11 protein-coding genes are annotated in these 17,318 nt (G+C 60.7%); 2 read left to right on the forward strand and 9 right to left on the reverse strand.

Annotated elements, in window-relative coordinates; all coding sequences use genetic code 11:
- Positions 1–5: 5 nt before the first annotated feature.
- The 6 genes from glgA to BM317_RS05780 form a co-directional block, all read right to left on the reverse strand.
- Positions 6–1,577: a glycogen synthase GlgA gene (glgA, locus tag BM317_RS05755; protein WP_092164387.1), complete on the reverse strand. Its 1,572-nt coding sequence runs from the start codon at positions 1,575–1,577 to the stop codon at positions 6–8.
- Positions 1,578–2,227: 650 nt separating this feature from the next.
- Complete coding sequence (locus BM317_RS05760) at positions 2,228–3,190, reverse strand: D-2-hydroxyacid dehydrogenase family protein (protein WP_092164388.1); 963 nt, start codon at positions 3,188–3,190, stop codon at positions 2,228–2,230.
- 11 nt (positions 3,191–3,201) lie between these two features.
- On the reverse strand, positions 3,202–4,233 hold the full coding sequence (locus tag BM317_RS05765; RefSeq protein ID WP_092473457.1) for an alpha/beta fold hydrolase: 1,032 nt from the start codon (positions 4,231–4,233) through the stop codon (positions 3,202–3,204).
- Positions 4,234–4,318: 85 nt separating this feature from the next.
- Positions 4,319–4,753 carry a YqaA family protein gene (locus tag BM317_RS05770; protein ID WP_092164390.1) on the reverse strand — a complete coding sequence of 145 codons (435 nt, stop codon included), beginning with the start codon at positions 4,751–4,753 and terminating at the stop codon, positions 4,319–4,321.
- Entirely contained in the window at positions 4,753–5,199 is a 447-nt protein-coding gene (locus tag BM317_RS05775) for a DUF411 domain-containing protein (protein ID WP_092164391.1), read from the reverse strand. Before BM317_RS05775 ends, BM317_RS05770 begins: the two co-directional genes overlap by 1 nt.
- A gap of 221 nt (positions 5,200–5,420) precedes the next feature.
- The gene (locus BM317_RS05780) at positions 5,421–7,415 is read right to left on the reverse strand and encodes a methyl-accepting chemotaxis protein (RefSeq protein ID WP_092164393.1); all 1,995 of its coding nucleotides are present in this window, start codon (positions 7,413–7,415) and stop codon (positions 5,421–5,423) included.
- Between the two features lie 238 nt (positions 7,416–7,653).
- Here BM317_RS05780 and BM317_RS05785 point away from each other — a divergent pair, with 238 nt between their 5' ends.
- The gene (locus BM317_RS05785) at positions 7,654–7,842 is read left to right on the forward strand and encodes a hypothetical protein (protein ID WP_042731964.1); all 189 of its coding nucleotides are present in this window, start codon (positions 7,654–7,656) and stop codon (positions 7,840–7,842) included.
- Positions 7,843–7,851: 9 nt separating this feature from the next.
- Here BM317_RS05785 and BM317_RS05790 read toward each other — a convergent pair whose 3' ends face one another.
- On the reverse strand, positions 7,852–8,232 hold the full coding sequence (locus BM317_RS05790) for a fe2+ zn2+ uptake regulation protein (protein WP_092164394.1): 381 nt from the start codon (positions 8,230–8,232) through the stop codon (positions 7,852–7,854).
- Positions 8,233–8,528: 296 nt separating this feature from the next.
- Here BM317_RS05790 and BM317_RS05795 point away from each other — a divergent pair, with 296 nt between their 5' ends.
- The gene (locus BM317_RS05795; RefSeq protein ID WP_092473458.1) at positions 8,529–10,877 is read left to right on the forward strand and encodes a bifunctional acylase PvdQ; all 2,349 of its coding nucleotides are present in this window, start codon (positions 8,529–8,531) and stop codon (positions 10,875–10,877) included.
- A gap of 103 nt (positions 10,878–10,980) precedes the next feature.
- On the opposite strand, the gene BM317_RS05800 is transcribed toward BM317_RS05795, so the two are convergent.
- Both BM317_RS05800 and BM317_RS05805 read right to left on the reverse strand, forming a co-directional pair.
- The gene (locus BM317_RS05800; protein ID WP_092473460.1) at positions 10,981–11,979 is read right to left on the reverse strand and encodes a FecR family protein; all 999 of its coding nucleotides are present in this window, start codon (positions 11,977–11,979) and stop codon (positions 10,981–10,983) included.
- Positions 11,980–12,312: 333 nt separating this feature from the next.
- Positions 12,313–17,139 (reverse strand): dermonecrotic toxin domain-containing protein, encoded by a 4,827-nt coding sequence (locus tag BM317_RS05805; RefSeq protein WP_092473462.1) that lies wholly within the window; start codon positions 17,137–17,139, stop codon positions 12,313–12,315.
- Positions 17,140–17,318 lie beyond the last annotated feature (179 nt).

Genomic DNA, 17,318 nt, shown 5'->3' on the forward strand with positions numbered 1-17,318 from the left:
TTACCTCATTGTCTGGCCGATTTTCCCAGTGACTTCGCCACCAGCTGTTCGTAGAGTTCGGCGTAGGGTTCCACGGCCTGGCACCAGTTGAACGGTGCCGACATGGCCCGGCAGCGCATGGCGTTGAGCAGGCCCGGGAACTCGAAGACCTTGAAGGCGCGGCTCAAGGCTTGTTGGTAGCTCTCCACGGTGGACTCATCGAACAGGAAACCGGTGACGCCATCTTCGATGGTGTCCGCCAGGCCTCCGGTATTGCGCGCCACTGGCAGCGAGCCAAAACGTTGGGCGTACATCTGGCTCAAGCCGCAGGGCTCGTAGCGCGAGGGCATCAGCAGGAAATCGCTGCCGGCGAACATCCGCCGCGCATCGGTTTCGTTGAAGCCGATGCGCACGCCGATGCGGCCGGGGAAGCGCAGTGCGAGTTCGCGCATGGCTTGTTCTTCCTCCGGTTCGCCGCGGCCGATGATGGCGATCTGGCCGCCGGATTCGACGATGAACTCGGCGACTGCTTCGGTCAGGTCCAGGCCTTTCTGGTAGACCAGGCGCGACACCACGGCGAACAGCGGGCCAGTGGAGTCGTCGAGGCCAAACAGTTCACGTACATGGCTGGCGTTGACGGCCTTGCCTTCCCAGTCACCTATGGCGAACTGACGGAACAGGTGGGTGTCGGTGGCCGAGTCCCAGCTTTCATCGATGCCGTTGGGGATGCCGCTGAGCAAGCCTTGTTGGGTCTTGGCAGCCAGGAAACCGTCGAGTCCGCAACCAAACGCCGGGGTGGTGATTTCCTGGGCGTAGGTGGCGCTGACGGTGGTGATATGGCTGGAATAGGCCATCCCGGCCTTGAGGAACGACAGTTTGCCGTAGAACTCCATGCCTTCCTGTTGCAGGGCGTGCTCGGGGATGCCCAGTTCCGGGCAGGACGCCAGGCTGACCACGCCCTGGTACGCCAGGTTGTGGATGGTGAACAGGGTCGGGGTGCGTTGCCCGCGCCAGTGCATGTAGGCCGGCGCCAACCCTGCTGGCCAATCGTGGGCGTGGACCAGATCCGGGCACCAGTGGATCTGTGCCAGGTTGGCGGCGATGTCGGCGGCGGCCAGGCCCAGGCGGGCGAAGCGAATGTGGTTGTCCGGCCAGTCGCGACCGTTGTTGGCTCCGTAGGGAGAGCCTTCGCGGGCAAACAGTTCCGGGCAGATCAGTACGTAGATCACCAGGCCGTCGGCCATGTCCATGCGCCCGATCTTGCAGGGCGGTAGTGCTGCGTGGCCGCCCAGTTCGCCGACGATGTGGATCGGATTGCCGCTGTTCATCACTTGCGGATAGCCAGGGATCAGCACCCGAACATCATGCAACCCGGCCATGGCCCGAGGCAGTGCCGAGGATACATCGCCCAGGCCGCCGGTCTTGACCAGGTCGGCGATTTCCGAGGTGACGAACAAGACTTTCTTGCGATTGGGATTCTGTCGAACGACGGGGAGCAGTGCCTTGCCGCCGGTGGCCAGCACCGGGGCCGTCGGCGATTCGGCCGCCGGCGGTAATTGAGAACGGACTTGTTGTGGTTCCAAGGCAGCACTGATCATAAATATCTCCCATTTTCTCGATCTGTTTCCGGCAAGCGCCAGAGCTGTTGTTTCATTGGCCGAATCCTGCGGCCAGGCGCACAAGCGCTACGCAAGGAAAGCGAACGGCTACCCAAACGCGGCGAAGCGAATCAGCTGAAGGAGCTGTTGCAAGGACCAGTGCAAGGACTGCACCAGTCGCTGTTGCCCTACCTCTAACCTGACCTGTCGCCGTTGCGAAAAGTTTCGACTTTTTTTCGTCTGGATGACCGGTCGGTTTTCCCCCCGGTTTGGCAGTCTAGGTCATATCCTAGAGCGGTGCGCCTCGGTTCGTCGCATTGTCCGACAATCACGTTTTTTAGCGGCAATGTCTTACACGACGAAGGGGAGTACGCACCGACGAAGTGCAGTTTCCTGCAAAGAAAAAAGTGTAGGGGGAGGGCGTTGGTTCATTGGCGTGCGCGATGGAATGGCGCGATGCACCATTGGAGGGCGGGTGGAGCGATGGCGTTTCGATGTCAACTGCAGGCACTCGAAACACACTATTTTTGTGGGAGCGAGCTTGCTCGCGAACGCAGTCTATCAGTCACACATTTGCTCGACTGATACACAGCATTCGCGAGCAAGCCCGCTCCCACAGAAGGAAGTTGTCCTGAGTATTTGGGTAGGAATCAGCCCGCCGGCGTCAGCAACCGAATCGGCTGGCCCGCCGCCCAGGCCAGCAGGTCTTCGATCATCAGGGAATAGAACTGTTGGTAATTCTGTCGGCTGACGTAACCCACATGAGGTGTGGCCAGCACGTTCTCCAGGGTGCGGAATGGATGGGCCAGAGGCAAGGGCTCCTGGGCGAAGACGTCCAGGGCGGCACCAGCCAGGCGCCGGTGCTGGAGGGCGTCGATCAGGGCGGTTTCATCGACGATTGGCCCGCGGGAGGTGTTGACCAGCAGCGCCTCGGGTTTCATCCAGCCCAGCGCCTGGGCATCCACCAGGCCGCGGGTGCGTTCGCCGAGCACCAGGTGGATCGAGAGGATGTCGGCCTGTTCGAACAACGCCTGCTTGCTGACGTAGGTCACGCCCACTTCGGCGGCCCGCTCGGCGCTGAGGTTCTGGCTCCAGGCGATGACCCGCATGCCGAACACCTGGCCGAACTGCGCCACCCGTGTACCGATGCTGCCCAGGCCGAGGATCGCCAGCGTCTTGCCGTGCAGGTCGCCACCCAGGCCTTGCTGCCACAGACCGGCGCGCAAGGCGTTGGCTTCCTGCACCAGGTTGCGGGCCAGGGCCATGATCAGCGTCCAGGTCAGTTCGGGCGCGGCGTGCTTGTAGCTGTCGGTGCCGCACACCTGGATGCCCAGCTCGGCGGCGGCCTTCAGGTCCAGGGCGGCATTGCGCATGCCGCCGGTGAGCAGCAGCTTGAGATTGGGCAGGCGGCGCAGCAGGCCTTCGTCGAACACGGTGCGTTCGCGCATCACGCAGATCACCTCGAAGTGCTGCAAGCGTTCGGCGAGGGTGTCGCGGTCGGCGGGATAGTCGTGAAGAAAGGTCACTTGGCCGACGCCGTCCAGCACCGACCAGTCCACCACACCGCGTGCCACATCTTGCCAATCGTCTATGACTGCTATTTGCACCGCCATGGAACACCTCGTCAGGGAATGGGTTTGTCCAGCCAGCCCAGCAGGGCTTTGTGGAACCGATCCGGCTCTTCCATCTGCGGGGCATGCCCCAGATTGGGGAACTCCACCAGAGTCGAGCGGGGAATCAGCCCGGCAGTCTGTTTGCCCAATACCTCGTAATGGCCCAGTTTGGCCTTTACCGCCGGCGGCGCGATGTCGCTGCCGATGGCGGTAGTGTCGGAGGTACCGATCAACAGCAGGGTGGGTACGGTCAGGTCCTTGAACTCGTAATAGACCGGCTGGGTGAAGATCATGTCGTAGATCAGCGCCGAGTTCCACGCCACCTGCGTATGACCGGGGCCCTTGTTCAAGCCGGCGAGCATGTCCACCCAGCGGTCGAACTCAGGTTTCCAGCGGCCGGCGTAATAGGTCGTGCGCTCGTAATTGCGGATGCCCTCGGCGGTGACTTTCAGCTCACGGGCGTACCATTGGTCCACGGTGCGGTAGGGCACGCCCAAGGCTTTCCAATCCTCCAGGCCAATGGGGTTGACCATTGCCAGGCGCTCGACCTGGTCGGGGAACTGCAAGGCGTAACGGGTGGCGAGCATGCCGCCGGTGGAGTGGCCGAGAACGATGGCTTTCTGTACACCGAGGGCCTTGAGCAAGGCCTGAGTGTTGGCCGCCAGTTGCTGGAAGCTGTACTGGTAATGCTCGGGTTTGCTCGATGTGCAGAAGCCGATCTGGTCCGCGGCGACGACTCGGTACCCGGCTTCGCTCAGCACCTTGACCGAATCGCCCCAGGTGGCGGCGCAGAAATTCTTGCCGTGCATCAGCACCACGGTGCGGCCATTGACCTTGCCCTGGGCCGGCACATCCATATAACCCATCTGCAACGATTGGCCCTGGGACTGGAAGGCGAAGTGCTTGAGGGTATAGGGGTATTCGAAGCCCTCCAACTGGGCGCCGTAGGCCGGGCCTTCCGGTGGGCTGGCGGCCTGGGCGAGCAGGGGTAGGGCGGCGCTGAGCAAGAGGCTGGGCAACCAGCGGGTGGGGGTTCGGAACATGGTCAATCTCCTTGTGGCCGCTGCCGATCCTGGCGCGACCCGATTATGGCGACATTAACCACAGGCAACCGAACGGCCCGAATGTTCAACCCATCCAGCCCAGCGTGGCCAGGGCGAGAACGCCGTAGCGCAAGCCTTTGGCAACGGTCACGATCAGCAGGAAGCGGCGCCACGGTTCACCCATCACCCCGGCCACCAGGGTCAATGGATCGCCGATGATCGGCAACCAACTGAGCAGCAGCGACCAGCGGCCGAAGCGCTGGTAATGCACGCGTGCCTTGTCCAGGTGCGTCGGGCTGACCGGAAACCAGCGCCGGTCCTTGAAGTGTTCCAGGCGCGTACCCAGCCACCAGTTCACCAGCGAACCCAGGACGTTGCCGAGGGTGGCGACCCCCAGCAACAGCCAGACAGCATAGTGCTCGCTGAGCAACAGGCCGACCAACAAGGCCTCCGATTGCAGCGGCAGCAAGGTCGCCGCGCCAAATGCCGCCAGGAACAAGCCGATATAGGCTTGGCCCATCAGTGGGCCGGGTAATCCGCCACTACGGTTTGGGTCCCGTCTTTTTTCAGGCCGATCACTTGATAAGCGTCGCTCATGCCGTCCATTTCCATGCCGGGCGAGCCCATGGGCATGCCCGGTGCGGCCACGCCGAGCAGGTCATCGCGCTTGCCCAGCGCCAGCACCTGGTCGGCCGGGACATGGCCTTCGACGAATTTGCCGTTGATTTCGGCGGTGTGGCAGGAGCGCAGGTTCGGCGCCACGCCCAGGCGTTGCTTGACCGAACTCATGTCGGCCTCGACATGGTCATTGACCTTGAAACCGTTTTCTTGCAAATGCGAGATCCACTTTTTGCAGCAGCCGCAATTGGCGTCGCGGTGCACATCGATGGTGACCGGTTCCGCGGCCTGGGCCAGGGTGGTCATGAACAGGGCGCTCAAGGCGAGCAGGTGCAGGGGGTTGGCCATGAAGGAGGTCTCGTGTCGAACGGTTAGGCGCAAGGATAACAGAGTAGCGGGCACGAGCTGACAGGGGCCTGAGGCGGGGATTACAGAGTTGTCAGGTTGGGAGGGCGAATACAGTCCTGTGGGAGCGAGCTTGCTCGCGATAGCGGTTTGTCAGTCACTACTTTGTAGCTGATCCGACGCTATCGCGAGCAAGCTCGCTCCCACAGGGGGATGGTGAAGTTCTAGCGAACCTTGAACCGACCCATGATCGCATTCACCCGTGTGTTGGCTTCCAGCAGTTGCCGGGTGTTGGTTTCGCTGGCCAGGCCACTCTCCACCAGCTCCTCCACCATGTGACGGATTTGCACCATGCTGCGATTGATCTCCTCGGTCACCGCGCTTTGTTGCTCGGCGGCCGTGGCGATCTGGGTGCTCAGGCTGTTGATCTGGCTGACCGAGCCGGCCATTTCGTCCAGGCCCGAGTTGACGCGGGAGGTCGCGTCGGCGGCCGACTGGCAGCTGGCCTGGGTGTTTTCCATGGCCGAGACCGACGAACTCACGCCTTGGGTCAGGCGGGTCAGCATTTCGTTGATTTCCGAGGTGCTGGCCTGGGTGCGGGCGGCGAGGGCGCGGACTTCGTCGGCCACCACGGCAAAACCACGGCCTTGCTCGCCAGCCCGGGCGGCTTCAATGGCGGCGTTGAGCGCCAGCAGGTTGGTCTGCCCGGCGATGGCGCCGATCACACCCAGGATCTCGGTGATGCGCTGAGCGTCCTGTTGCATGCTCTCGACCTTGCGGGTGGCGCTGGCCACTTCATCGATCAAGGCCACCACACTGTTGGAGGCCTCACCGACCACCACGCGGGAACGATCGGCATGCTCGTTGGCGCGTTGAGTGAACGCCGCGGTCTCGGCCGCGTTTTGCGCGACGCTTTCAGCCGTGGAGCTCATCTGGGTGATGGCGGTCACGGTCTGGTCGGTTTCCGAGGCGTGGCGCATCAGGATTTCGCTGGTGTGGGCCGAGGTCCGCTGCAGATCGCCCAGGCTCGACGCCATGGCGCCGGTGGCCTGGGTGACTTCACCGATCATATCTTGCAGGTAAGCGATGAAGCGGTTGACCGAGTGCCCTATCGCCCCCAATTCATCCTCGGCCCGGATGGTGATGCGTCGGGTCAGGTCGGCATCGCCAGTGGACAGGGCGTCGATGTTGCCTTTGAGGACTTTCATGCGATGGGTCAACTGGCGGATCGCGTACAGCTGCATCAAGACCAGCAGGATCACCATCGGGATCTGCAGCAGGCTCAGCGTGCTCAGTACATCATCGCGCTGGGCCGTGATCAGGCGAGTCGGCAATGCGGTGGCAAGGAACCACGGTGAACCTTCGATAGGGCGCATGAAAAAGGTACTGGCCTCGCCCTTGTTGTCGAACTCCACACGTTGCAGCGGCTTGTCGCGGTTGGCCAGGCCCGCCTTGACCTGGGCGGCGAATGGCGAGGTGGCCGCCAGTTCACTGATGTTCTTCAGCACGATCGGACCGCTGATGCGCGAACTGTTGCTGATGATCTTGCCGTCGCCTTCGACGATCAGCATCTCGGCGCTCAGGTCGGCTTCCTTGCGTGCCACCAGTTCATTGAAGAAGCCCAGGGTCACGTCGATGGTGGAAACGCCGTAAGGCACGCCGTTTTTCTGGATGGCCATGGCGCAGTTGGTGCGTGGTTCGGCGCTGGCGTCGTCTTTATAAGCCGCGGCCCAGGCGCATTTGCCCGGTGGGGTGGCCATGCCGCCCTTGTGCCAGGGTTGTTCGTAATAGTTGGGCGCGGCGTCACTGTTCCAGAAGGTATTGACCACCAGCTTGCCGGACGCGTCGCGGTGCCAGAACGTGCTGAATTTGCTGCGTCCTTCGGCCCGTTGGTTGGGCAGGGGCCAGATCCCGCCGCCGAAGACTTTCAACTCGCCGTACTGATCCACCAGCCCCGGCAACACTTTGTCGATGGCATCGCTGTCGAGCAACGGGATGGTCTGGGTGATGCTGCGTTGCTGCGCCTGCACCTTGTTCAGTTCGCCCTGGATCTGCTCCGCAACCTCGGCGATGCGGTTAAGTGCCACTTGCTCTTCCGTCTGGCGCAGTTTGGGCGCGACCAGGTAACTGATGCCCACCACGGTCAGGAGGGACAACACCAGCATGAAAATGACCAGAAACAGGGTGTAGCGAGCCTGAATCGTTCGGAGTGAGGGCATGTGGGGAGTCCTTGCACGAAGGCGACGTTCTGGAACTGGTGAATGGGCAGTTCCGTATATATCGGCCTTGGGGGACGCAGCTTTAGGTGTCGGTAGCCAAGGGATAAACCGAGCGGATTGCACGAAGACGCGCCTTCGGCTGTACCATAGGGCCCCGTCGGTGAGTCGTCATTCCGGTAGATGAGGTATGGATCGGCAAGCCTTCGGATACAGAACGGATACATTCAGGAAATTGGCAATGACTCATTCGCAACGTTTGAAATACTCGATTCTGATCGTCCTCGTCGTCCTGGCAATCATGCTGGGGCTGTCCTGGATGCAGGGCAAGGGCATGATCAGCGAGCAGCTGTTTCAATACATCGCCATTGCCGTGGCGGTCATCGTGGTGGTGATCAACGGCGTGATGCGGCGCAAGGTCAAGCCCTGAGCGCCGCTTTCATTCCTCGGCCTCGAGCACGGCCATCGCGCTGGGGTGCAGGCGGTAGCTTTTATCGGCGTTGAGGGTGACGACGCCCTCGCTGCACAGGCGCTTCAACACCTCGCGCACGCTGAGAAAGGACAACGGGATGTCCAGCCCCAGTAACTGGCTGTGCACACCACGCACGCCCAGGCAGCGGTTTTCGTGGGCGGCCTTGAGCAACGCGTCGATGACTTTGAGGCGAATCAGGCTGGTCCTCAGCCCGAAGCTCTTGAGCAGGCGCCTGATGTGGTCATTGCCGCCGCGCTCTGGCGGCCTCTCGAATTCACGGTGGGTGGCGCTCAGCGAGACGCCGGTCGGCCTTGGCTTGCCCTCCATGGGCTGTTGCGCGTTACGCATGCAGAAACTCCTTACCAGCCAGATCAGAAAAGGTCACGAATACTCTCCTGTTATAGGACGAACGAGGACGCGCAATCATGAGGGTGGCGATGTGAAAAAATTGCCCCTGCTTCGTCAAACCCCCGTATTCAAGCGGCGTGCGGCCATTAATTTTTTTTCATCCGGTTCGTTTTCAAGGTAGGCACATTCCGGTTCAGCACACGGCGTGTGATTTCCCAGGCGGGCCGAGTGCTTGTCTACTGGCGCACCGGTAGCCGTCCTGGTTTCTGCAGTTTTCATCAGGAGTGAACGTGAGAATGTCCGGGCAGTTATCGAGGGTTGGCCTTGCAGGTGCTTTTCTAGGGATCGCCCTCGGGCTCAGCCCCGTGGTCAATGCACAGGACGATGGGCAACAGGCCAGTGCCGAGATCCGTCGCACCCGTTTTGGCGTGCCACATATCCGGGCTCAGGACGAGCGTGGGCTGGGTTATGGCATCGGGTATGCCTACGCCCAGGACAATCTGTGCCTGCTGGCCAATGAGATCGTCACGGTCAATGCCCAGCGCTCGCGTTATTTCGGGCCCGAGCAGGTCACGGTCGAGCAGCGGCAGAACCGCGTCAGCGATCTGTTTTTCAGCTGGCTCAACACGCCGCAAGCGGTCTCCGGTTTCTGGCAGGCCCAGACGCCTCAAGTGCAACAACTGGTCGAAGGCTATGCGGCGGGCTACAACCGCGCATTGGCCGAGCGCAAGGCCAAGGGCCTGCCCGAACAATGCGCCAGCGATTGGGTACGGCCGATCACTGCGCTGGACCTGGTCAAATTGACCCGTCGGTTGTTGGTGGAAGGCGGCGTCGGCCAGTTCGCCGAAGCCCTGGCTGGGGCGCAACCGCCCCAGGCGACGGCACTCGCGCACACCCCGGTCGCCGGTTTCGTCGCCGCGGCAACCCGGCAGCAGCGTTTTGCCCTGGAACGCGGCAGCAATGCCCTGGCCATCGGCAGCGAGCGCTCGTTCAACGGTCGCGGGATGTTGCTGGCGAATCCGCATTTTCCGTGGGTGGGCGGCATGCGTTTCTACCAGATGCACCTGACCATCCCCGGCAAGCTGGACGTCATGGGCGCGGCGCTGCCAGGCCTACCGATGATCAACATCGGTTTCAGCCAGCACCTGGCCTGGACCCACACCGTCGACAGTTCCAAGCATTTCACCCTGTACCGGCTGCAGCTCGACCCGAAAGATCCGACCCGCTACCTGCTCGATGGCAAATCCGTGCCGATGAGCCAGCAGACGGTCGCGGTGGACATCAGGCAACCCGACGGCCAGGTACAGACGGTTTCCCGCGTGGTCTATGGCTCGCAGTTCGGCCCGATCGTGCAATGGCCCGGCCGGCTGGACTGGGATAACCAGTTCGCCTACAGCCTGCGGGACGCGAACCTGGAAAACGATCGCGTGCTGGCCCAGTGGTACGCCATGAACAAGGCCGTCACCCTCAAGGATCTGCAGGACGCTGTGCATAAGATCCAGGGTATTCCCTGGGTCAATACTCTGGCGGTGGACGACCAGGGGCAAAGCCTCTACATGAACGTGTCGGTGGTGCCGAACGTCGACGCCGACAAGCTGGCCCGGTGCAGCGATCCCAGGGCCGGATTGCAGCTGATCGTGCTGGATGGCAGCCGCAGCGAATGTGCCTGGGGCAGCGATTCCAACGCGGTGCAAAAAGGCATTTATGCCGCCGACAAGCTCCCGCAGCTGCTGCGTCGCGATTACGTGCAGAACTCCAATGATTCGGCCTGGATGGTCAACCCTGCGCAGCCGTTGTCCGGTTATTCCCCAGTGATCAGCCAACAAGGCCAGCCGCTGGGCCTGCGGGCGCGTTTTGCGCTGGAGCGGGTGGGCCAATTGGCCAAGGGTGGGCCGGTGAAGGTGGAGGATTTGCAACGCATGGTCATGGACGACCAGGTTTACCTGGCTGACCAGGTGATGCCGGACCTGCTCGGCGTTTGCACCGATGACCTGGGGGGCGATGCGTCGGCATTGGTCGAGGCCTGTGCCAGCCTCAAGGCTTGGGATCGCAAGGCTGGCCTGAATAGCGGGCTGGGGTTCGTGTATTTCCAGCAGATCATGGAACGGCTGCAGGCGGTGCCTGATTCATGGCGCGTTGCGTTCGATCCCAAAGACCCGCAACGCACCCCCCGCGGCCTGGCGATCGAGCGACCGCCGGTGCTCAAGGCTGTGCGCGAGGCCATGCTGGCTTCGGTGGAGGCGGTGAAGGTCGCGGGGTTGTCTAAAGACAGCCGATGGCAAGACGTCCAGGTGGCCAGCAGCGGTAGCCGACAGACGCCGATCCACGGCGGCCCTGGAGAGTTGGGCATCTATAACGCGATCCAGAGCGTGCCGGGGGCGAACGGCAAGCGGGAAGTGGTCAGCGGTACCAGCTATCTGCAGGTGGTGACGTTTGACGGTAAAGGTCCGCAAGCCCAGGGATTGTTGGCATTCTCCATTTCCAGCGACCCAGCTTCGCCTTATTCGGCCGACCAGACCCAGGCGTTTTCGCAGAAGCAGTGGAGTGTGCTGCCTTTCACCGAACAGCAGATCAAGGCCGATCCGCATTATCAGGCCGTGATTATCCGTGAGCGTGATGAGGCGGGCAGGGTGGCGACGCAGTAACCGCTGTTGTGCTTGCTCGCGATGAGGGCGGTACATTCCAGATCGAGTCAGGCTGATCCGCCGCTATCGCAAGCAAGCTTTGTTCCCACAGGGAGACTTTCAGTTATTGGACCGGACGCTGCCCGATGGAATTGAGCACCGGGTTGCCGTCCTTGTTCTGGGTCAGGTAGACCGGCAGGACTTTGGGCAATGAAGCCACGAGGTTCTGTACTTCGCTGATGTTGTAGACACCACCGACACGCAGGCCGCCAGTGCTGTTGTCAGCCAGCATGACGGGACGGTCGAGGTAGCGGTTGATCAGCGGCAGTGCATCGCTCAGGGCGAGGTCATCCAATACCAGCTTGCCGTTGCGCCATGCCAAAGAGCTGTCGTTCTGGGGCGTCTCGCGGACTTGGGGCTGATGATCGCCCGCCTTGTAGCTCGCCTGCATGCCCGGCGAAAGTTGCAGGCCGTTACGGGTGAGGGCTTGGTTGCTGGTGACCCTGACCGAACCTTCCACCAGCGTGACCCGCACCTGGTCCTGGTACATCCAGACGTTGAAGCGAGTACCGGTCACGCGCACCTGGCCTTGGCCCGCGCGCACGACAAACGGATGCTGTTTGTCATGGCTGACGTCAAAAAACGCCTCGCCCTTTTCCAGGGTTACGCGGCGCTCGTTCTTGTAGTTGGCGAAGGTCAGCTCGCTACCCAGGTTGAGCTCCACCTGGCTGCCGTCGCTCAGGGTGATATGACGCACGCTCGTGCCGGCTTCGAACCGCTGGTAGGAGTTGGCGATCCAGTCCAGGTTCCAGCCGGTGTAGGCGGCCAGGGGCAGGCCGACGACGAACACCGCGGCGGCGACAGCCAACCGGCTCCAGCGCGACCGCGGCCTGGACGCTGGCGTGGCGGCGGCAGCCTCGACACGCGGCAGATGGTCGGCAACATCCCAGATTTCCAGCATGGCTTCGTATTCGAAAGCATGCAGGGGATCGGCATCGTGCCACTGCTTGAATGCCTGCCGTTCGGCATCGGTGCAGTCGACGGCATGCAATCGCATGCACCAATGGGCTGCGGCATCGGTGATGGCGTCGTATTCGGCTTCCGAGAGGGTATGTTCGGTCATTGATTCGTCCTGGTTTGCCGCATTCTAACCTTCGGCATGAGCTGCCGAGAACTGCCGTCATGGCGTTTGCGCATCAATGAGCCTGTTTTTTTCGCTCAAACATCAGTCGTAGCCTACCGTCGCATACTTTGCGTGAAAAAAAGATCAACAACTCTAATGCCAGTCAGTTAAGCCCCAAACCCGTGGGAGCAAAGCTTGCTCGCGATTGGGTGAGCCAGTCGACAACGCCATTGCCTGATCTACCGCCATCGCGAGCAAGCTTGGCTCCCACAGGCTTTGTCGTTTGATCCTTAACTGACTGGCATTAATCACCCCACCTCCATCTTGTGCAATTCACGGCACGGCAAGTTGCCGGGAGGGACGCGCATCGAGTTGCCGTCCTAATTCACAAATCAATAGCGTGATCGAGTCGGCGTTGCGGAGTATGACGTCGATGCGCTTGCCCGGCAAAATCGGATCCAGAAAATCATCACGGGCAATATCCATGGTTCTGGCGCCAGTGATCTTCAGGATCTCCCGGGTTGTTTCTTTGTACAAAGGCAGCAGCTCAAACTTCTTGTAGGTGTTGTCTGCGCTGTCCCATTGCGTAAACAGTTTGGATTTTGGGGTGGTCAACGAAAGTCCGTTGAGTTGCAGGTCCTTTTGCTTGGCGTATTGCACTTGCCCTGGATAAGTCGCTGTTGAAATCAAGTCGAGGAAGGGCAGTATCGCGTCCAGATAGATGATATCGAGGGTATCTAACATCTGATGGGAGACTTCATGGATGAAGGTCGCCGCCTGGGCATGGGCGTCGACATTAAAGGTGTCGGGGACGACGGCCTTGTACCCATCCAATTCCATGTCGAAGAAAAACTGAGTGAGGTAGATTCTTCCAAGGGCGGTCGGTTCCAGCACGAATGCCGTGGCTCTGTCCTCCAGGTGTTTGAGGTGGCCGACAACGATGCGGCTGGCATTTTGCAGTTCCCAGGAAGGATCGGCCAATGCCTGGCATATCGGCGAGATCGCGGTTTCTATTTTGCTGATAAGACTGGCGTCGACGTTGCTGACACCAAAAAACAATTTAAGGTAGCTGTCCAGTCGAGAGCCCGGAAGAACGTGTTGCTTGAGTTGATGGAGGTTGTGGAGGGCATTGAACGAGTAGAACCGCGCGGTCTCCAGCGCCTGCACGACCGCATTTGCCCGATAGGGGTATTTCCGGCGTATTTCCGTCATGCCGCGAGCTTCAATATTCAATGAACCTTTGGCTTTGAAGTCGCTGTAGGTGATGGCCATCTTCGACCCGGCCTTGCCAAAGCGGATGGTATGGCGTTGTGGGTCGATTCCCCATGTCCGGCCATCCGGGGTTTTCAATAACGGTCCCTCGCCGTGTTCATGGATGATTCGCCAGGTTTGGCCGGCTTTTGCCACTTGAAAGACTTTGCCGGCCAAGGGGATATAAAGCTTGCCGTTTTCCATGGCCTTGTAAGTCCCATCAGCTAGGTTTTTTTGCAGGCTGGACAGACTGACGCCCGTGGCTTCGAATACGCCCAGGTCGGTGCGCAGTTGGCCGGTGGAAGCGATGTCCTTCCAGTTGAGCGTCGACGGGACATTTGGCAAGGCGGGTTCAACGGGATCGAGCAGGCCGAATGTATCGTCGCGATTGAGCAGGCCCAGGGAGACCATCTCGGCGGCACCGGCGATGAAGTTGTGCAAGCCGGTTTTCCAGTCATGCGCTTGCAGGGCCTCGGAAGAAGCCTTGAAGTCCTGGTAACTGTCCCACAGCGTTTCTATGAACGTCAGTTTGCCTGGCAACTGTCTTCCCACTAACCGGATGCCCGAGCTGAACAGGTGCAGGACGGTACTCCAGTCGAATTGGCGCTTGTCCTGTGCCTGGGAGCCCAACAGCTCTGCCAGCAACCTGGTGTTGTCATCGAACAGCGTGTCGAGCAGGTTTGAGCGGACAGGGTTGGAACCCAGGGTGATTTCCGAAAGGTGCCCGAGTGTCGAAGCGAACAGGTTCTTGAAAATGGCTTGCTGGTTTTCGGGAAGCCGGTGGACCAGCAAATCCTGGAGCGCGCCGGGCGTGTTGAATGCCGCGACCACACTCGCTTCGTCCTTGAATTCGGTAAAGCAATGACCTGAGTGATAAGGGGCATACAGGACAAGGGGGTTGCTTGCCTGGGCGTTCGAACCCACCAGGTAAAGCCCAAGGGCCTTGACCGCCGCCGCGCCGCCGGTCTTGATCAGTTCCACTGGGCGAAACACTGCGCTGGCGCCTTCGACCGCGTTACGGGCGATGGCGTCCGGCATGTCCAGTACCTGGCGAATCAGGTCGAATGCCTTGCTGGAGAGATGTTGCTGCAGGTGCCGGGCGTGAGCATGTTGCAGCAGTTGCCAGGGGAGTTGTCGGCGGAACCGTCGCTTCCTTTGCTGGGCCGGTGCGGACGCCCCGGAAAGCGTGTTCACGACCTGTGCTTTATAGGCGGTGGGAATATCCAATGACGATAATATTTGCCTGACCGCCATCTCGTTCAGGCCGTCAGGCAGTTTGTGCGTGGAGGTTGACGAAATCTTGAAGCCGTTTCGGGTCACATCGACATGATGCAAGGCAAAGTCGGTCAACGCGCAGGCCGGCCCCACGACGGCAAGGTTCGGTGTGATCTGCAGGGTGTCGGGGTCGAGGTTTTTTCCAGGGAAACGTGCGTCCAGTGACGTTTTCAGCTTTTTATGCACGTAGGTGCGCAATGGCTCGATACCGTCGAGGTAGTCCTTGGCATCGGCATCGACCACGCTGTTCTTGTACTGCTCGAGCAGTTCGATATGCAGGCGTCGATCTTCCAGGGACGCCGTACCGAGCCAGGCGGGCAGTGTCTGTTGTCGCCGGTTGGCTTGGGCGATGTCCACGGCGCGCTTCAGATTGGTGGGCGCGCCTTTAGCCAACAAGGCGTCGAGACTGTTGCGTAACGCCGATCCGCTGAGTTTCCAATCCCCGACCTTCAATGTGCTCAAGTAATTGCGCTCGCTCTTGAACTGTTCGATGAACGAATTCATCCGATTCACCAGCACATTGTCTTCCAGCAGTTCATAGGCCTGGAGTTGGTAGCGTGCGTGGGGCATGCGTTGAGCGGGCGCCAGGTTCGAGAGCCAGGCAAAGCGTTTTCGAGTGTCCTGCAGGTTTTTGTTCAGTTGCTCGGTGGCCAGGTCGACGCTAGCAAAAGTCTGTAGCCCTCCGGTGGGGGACCAAAGGATGGCCATGCCCGAGTAGGGGGTATCCAGGCCGCCGCGCTCGGTCATTAAAAAACAGTTGGCCAGGCGTAGGGAAATCACGCGCTCTTCAGTACGGCACGCCAGCTTCAACGAATAGACATCTGGTCGAAAGCCTCTGACGCCCAGGCGCTGCGTGCGGTCCGGGTAGTCGGCGTCGTAGGCGAAAACGTTCCTGATCAAGTCATGGGCGGCGGCCGGCAGCGTTGCGTCACGCTCCCTGAGTTCGGCCTCGGCGCGCAGGCCCAGTGAGAAAACGTTGGTCAGTTCAGGTAGCAGCTTGTCCAGCCCGCTGTGCAGCGAGGCCGTGTTGGCGGGCGGCAGCTTGATGAAGTGGGTGTGAAAAGCGTCTTCGACATCGGTGTAGCTCTTGATCTTCCTTTCCAGTTGGTCGGCCATGAAGTTGGACGGTCGCAGGTCTCCGTAAAACACCGGTCGTGTGCCCCAATGCCCATCGGTTTTCTGATCCAGCAGGTTTTTGTTGATCAAGGTGCGGATATCCAGCGCCTTGTCGATGAGTGAGTGGAGGTTGACGTCGCCCTGGCGGGACATTTCCAACGCGTAGTGCAAGTTGTCCAGCTGTTTGGCAATGATCGCGTCAGCCAGGGATTCGGCCACTGGCAAGTTCACCGATTCGCCCGACACTTGCGGTTGGTCGAAGCGCAGAAAACGGTTGCGTTCTGCCAGGCTCAAGAGGTTGTAGAGCGCTTGCCCGGGCTCGACTGTGGCGGCGGGCTTGAGCAGCGCATCCTTGAAGCCCAGGTAGTTGGCGACCTTCTGCAGGCCGTGGCTGGGGGTGTAGAGATAATGATCCTTGCCGCTGATCATCAACGAACCCGCCAGCTCGACAAAACGCGGTGCATATTCCCAGAGGCGAATCGTTTCGATGAACAGCAGTGGCTCTTCCCGGCGCGAAGGCCTGAACAGTCGAAGCAGCTCCTGGCTTTGGGCCTGGGTAAGCTGCCCTTTTTCACGTTCGATCAGGATCGCGGCCTGCAGTGCGTCACGAATGACGCGGGCAAGAAAGTGGCGGCGCGACAGGTGGAAGGGACTGTTCGCCTGCCAGTAGGCATCGATGCATTGGCTGAGTTTGGGGATCAGGTTCCTGGCCGTGGCCTTGATGATGCCTTCCCATTGTTGCGCCGTGTGCGCGCTCGTACCGGGGTGTGTCAGGTCGACGTCATGCCCGGCAGGCCAACCCTGGTGGTGGAAGTACACCAGCACGGCGTCGCTCAGCGCAATGCTCTCAGTCACCGGGATTGCCAGGGTGTCGCCCAGTGGGGGGGCCTTGCGCAACGCCACGCGGGCCTGTCGTTGATCGAAGTCGGGAAGCTGCTCGTTCAATGCCTGGTCAAGCATCGAGGTCAGTGTGGGCAGTTTGATCAGCTCATCCACCATGGCCAGGGCATTGAGGCGCTGGGCGTATTCGATGGATTCGATCTGCGCCTTGAAAACTTCTTCGTTGATGATCTGGCTGGTTTGTGTGATGTCGGTCGTGCTGTTCAGTTCGCTGCGCTGGGAAATCGACAGGTAGCGAAACAGATCGTCGCGCCCCGCGGTGTCCTGCAGCATTTCATTGATCTTGTTTTCGAGGGCTTGCGGGTCGCTGAACTGGGTAATCCCCTTGTCCGGCGTGTAAAGGAACGCAGGCTTGTGGTTGGTTCCGTCGGTATCTGGCAGGGCCTTGAGGGTAAAGCAGCCGGCCAATGGAATCGGCGCCTTGTCCTCGGCCTGGAGCAGGATCGTCTCGGCGGACATCGGCGGTATCTGCGCCGCGCGTTGCGCATGGCTGGGCAGGGAGACATGGTGCAACCAGTCGAGATCGGCCTGGGTCAGCCCGTGGGGAGCGGTCAGTTGGTCCAGGCGAGTGGCGTTCAATACCTCGGGAAATAGCAGTGGCGTGGTTTCAGTGGTCATCGTCGCTTCTCGATCAAGGCGCCGCGAATCGGGCGCAAGCGCTCAGACTAGGCAGCGATGCATGGGCAAGGGTGGTACATAGTTATTGCACGCCGGGCTTCTTCGATCGGCAGCGGGGAAGGATTGACAGTGCGCGCCTGAAACAGTGTTTAATCACCGGGCGGGTCCTTCACGCTGTT

The sequence above is a fragment of the Pseudomonas sp. NFACC24-1 genome, from assembly GCF_900115235.1.
Taxonomy (GTDB): domain Bacteria; phylum Pseudomonadota; class Gammaproteobacteria; order Pseudomonadales; family Pseudomonadaceae; genus Aquipseudomonas; species Aquipseudomonas fluorescens_AA.